A 738-nucleotide genomic window follows, 5' to 3' on the forward strand; every position below is an offset into this window, starting at 1 on the left:
CGGCGCGCGCCGCATCGTGCCCGACCCGCGCAGCCCGATCGGCCAGGGGCTGATGCGCATCCGCGGCGTCGATCCCTCCTTCGACCCGAACGGCTTCCTCGACGGCGCCGAGGGCGCCTTCCGCATGATCGTGGACGCCTTCGCGCGCGGCGACCGCCAGACGCTCCAGGCGCTGCTCGACGACGACACCTATGCCGGCTTCGAAGGCGAGATCTCCCGCCGCGAGCAGGCGGGCGAGAAGCAGCGCAGCGAGGTTCGCGCCATGCAGGAGATGGCGATCGAGGCCGCCGACCTGCGCGGCACCACCGCCGATGTCACGATCCGCTTCGTCTCCGACCAGGTGAACCTCACCACCGCCGCCGACGGCAGCGTGGTGGCGGGCGCCGAGGCGGTGACCGAGCTCACCGACATCTGGACCTTCCGCCGCGACCTGCAGCAGCAGGACCCGACCTGGAAGCTGGTCGCCACCCGCTCCGCCTGACGGCGACCGCCCAGGGACGCACCCAAGGCCGGCGCGCTTGGTGAGGCTGCCCCCGACCCGCTAGTCTCGGCGCGGCGGGCAGGCTGCGGGGCGCGATGCGGGGCAGGGGAGTGGACCGGCTGGGGCGTGCGGCAGCCGTGGCGCTGGCGCTTCTCGCCACGCCCGCCCTGGCCCAGCAGATCGACCCGCCGCCCGTCGTCGCGCCGGCCGCGCCCGCGCAGGCTGATCGGAAAACCACACGTCTTGACTCTAGTCAT

General features: G+C 73.7%; 1 protein-coding gene. It reads left to right on the plus strand.

The genetic code is table 11. The features are described 5' to 3' along the window. Positions 1-481 (plus strand): Tim44/TimA family putative adaptor protein (locus L2I40_RS23980; RefSeq protein WP_237217846.1); only part of this gene is annotated, 481 nt, incomplete at its 5' end. Positions 482-738 lie beyond the last annotated feature (257 nt).

Origin of the sequence: Falsiroseomonas oryziterrae (genome assembly GCF_021864505.1) — a bacterium.
In the GTDB taxonomy this organism is placed as follows: domain Bacteria; phylum Pseudomonadota; class Alphaproteobacteria; order Acetobacterales; family Acetobacteraceae; genus Falsiroseomonas; species Falsiroseomonas oryziterrae.